2 protein-coding genes are annotated in these 2,521 nt (G+C 69.3%); both read right to left on the bottom strand.

What is annotated here, in order from left to right; translation table 11 throughout:
* Positions 1-26: 26 nt before the first annotated feature.
* Entirely contained in the window at positions 27-1,031 is a 1,005-nt protein-coding gene (locus ASE87_RS07575; protein ID WP_082059782.1) for an acetamidase/formamidase family protein, read from the bottom strand.
* The gene (locus tag ASE87_RS07570; protein WP_056227599.1) at positions 1,028-2,482 is read right to left on the bottom strand and encodes an APC family permease; all 1,455 of its coding nucleotides are present in this window, start codon (positions 2,480-2,482) and stop codon (positions 1,028-1,030) included. Before ASE87_RS07570 ends, ASE87_RS07575 begins: the two co-directional genes overlap by 4 nt.
* Positions 2,483-2,521: the final 39 nt, after the last annotated feature.

Raw genomic sequence — 2,521 nt, 5'->3', positions numbered from 1 at the left:
CTCGGTGACTTCCTGGGGTCTCGCGCTCAGAGCACGCTCTTCGGCACGCGGTGCAGCGTGACCGCGCCGACGGCGTCGAACGGGTGCAGCGGGTCGGGGGCGACCGAGCCGGTCGGGCCCCCGAGGCGCGAGTGACCCACGGCGCTGAGCACGGCGTACGCGTCGCCACGCGACCAGCCGTGGTCGTCCACGAGGAACGAGAAGGCGTCCTCGTAGCCGCGACGGATGCTCTCCTGCACCGGGTCGCCGAGACCGACGAAGATCCAGTCGTCCGCGGTCTCGATGCGGGGCGCCCGCAGGCCGAGGCCCGGCACCAGGTCGATCGAGACGACCGCCGTGCCCTCGGCCTCGATGGCCACGAACGACGACTCGCCCTCGGCCATGATCGCGTGCACGTCGCCGATCGACAGGTACGCCCCCTCGACCATGACCGGCAGGTAGACCGTCGACCCGACCGTGTTCTCGGTGACGTCCATGTTGCCGCCCTGGGCGTACGCGGGCATGATCGTCGAGTTCTCGCCCTCGGCGGGCGCCGTGCCCATGCAGCCGATCATCGGCCGGGCCTCGAACACGTGCCGGTCGGTGACGTGCACCCCGTCGGAGTCGATCGGCACGCGACGGGTGAACATCTCGTCACCCATCGCGTGCTGCAGGGCCCCGGACCCGGGCAGGCTGACCGACCAGCCGTGCTCGATCAGTCGGATCTCGTGCACCGTCACGGCGAGCGCGTCGCCCGGCTTCGCGCCCTCGACGTACACCGGCCCGGTGACGGGGTTGATCGGCACGGACAGCTTCGCCAGGTCGTGGTGCCGGTGCAGCTCGGCGTAGACGGCGTCGCTCGTCTCGAACCCGATGCGTTCGCCCGTGCCCGGCTCGATGCGCAGGGCCGGCTCCACCGTGGCGGTGAAGCCGGGGCGGCCGTGCTCCTTGCCGAGGAAGTGGTCGATCCCGTCGTGCCGTGGCCCCGAGGAGGCGCGGGTCGGCTCCCCGACGGAGGCGCCGGCCCCGGGGCCGGTCCCGTCGCCGCTCATGCGTCGCGCCGTTCGGAGTCGGTGGCGGGGGTGGACGCGACCGCGGAGTCGTCCGCGGCCTGCCCGAGGGACGGCGCCGCGCCTCCTCGGCTGCGGTAGTAGAGGAACACGCCCGCGCCGAGCACCAGCCAGACCACGCCGCCGATCTTGGCCTCGGGTGCGGCGTTGACCAGCACGTAGCCGATGATCAGGAACCCGACCACGGGCACGACGAGGTGCAACGACCAGTTGCGCGACTTCTTCTTCACGACGTAGTGCACGACGACCGAGACGTGCAGCAGCATGAAGCCGAACAGGGCCCCGAAGTTGACCAGCGACGAGATGACGCCGATCTGGCCGACGAAGAACAACACGAGCACGGCCGAGAGCGCCGACACGACCAGGATCGCGGCCTGCGGCACCTGACGCGTGTTGATCTTCGACAGGAAGGCCGGCAGCTGCCCGTCGCGGCTCATCGAGAAGAGCAGACGGGAGGTCGCGGCCTGGGCGGCCATCGCGTTGGCGATGCCGACGGCGAGCACGTTGACGACGAAGAACGCCGTCGCCCACCCGCTGTTCGACGCCTCACGCACGAGGTCGAAGAAGGCGTTGCCGGCCTCGCCCTCGGGGAACGAGTCGCGGCCGCCGGCGAGCGCGCTGGCCAGCCAGGTCTGCAGGACGAAGCAGAACGCCACGATGAAGAGCGCGATGATCATGGCCTTGCCTGCTCCGCCGCGCTTGCCGGTGCTCTCCTCGGCGAGGGTCGAGATGCCGTCGAACCCGAGGAAGCTCAGCACCGCGATCGACAGCGCCGAGGCGATCAGCGGGGCCGTGACCTTGCTGGAGTCCCAGATGGGGTCGGTCGTGAACTCGGCACCGGGGATCGTGCCGCCGTTGAGCGCCGTCACGGCGATGATGACGAAGATCACGATGAAGACGACCTCGATGGCGAGGAAGACCCGGTTCATCAGCTTGATCGAGCTGATGCCGAGGAGGTTCACCGCGGTGTTGATCGCGACGAAGATCAGCGCCCACATCCAGCGCGCGGTGCCCGGGAAGATGCCGATCATCGATTCCGCGGCGAAGACGTAGAGCAGCGTCGGCACGAGCAGGTAGTCGAGCAGGATGGCCCAGCCGGCGAAGAACCCGGCCACGGGGTGGATGCCCCGCCCGACGTACGAGAAGACCGACCCGGCCAGCGGGATCGACTTCGCCATCTGCGCGTAGGCGAGGGCGGTGAAGATCATCGCGACGAGTCCGACCAGGTAGACCAGCGGCACCATGCCCGACGACGCGTTGTAGACGGTGCCGAAGATCGCCCAGGGCGCGATCGGCACCATGAAGATCAGGCCGTAGATCAACAGGTCGACGGTCGAGACCGACCGCTTGAGTTCTTGCTTGTAGCCGTACTGCTCGAGCTGCTGCTGGTTGCTCAGCTCACCGCCGGAGGCGGTCTTCGTGGGCAGGGACATGGTGTGCTCTCTCGCTCGGGTGGGGATCGGGTCGGTGCG

Source organism: Frigoribacterium sp. Leaf44 (assembly GCF_001421865.1).
In the GTDB taxonomy this organism is placed as follows: Bacteria; Actinomycetota; Actinomycetes; order Actinomycetales; family Microbacteriaceae; genus Frigoribacterium.
The sequence above is the reverse complement of the archived record's forward strand: the minus strand, read 5'-3'. Positions and strand labels throughout refer to the sequence as shown.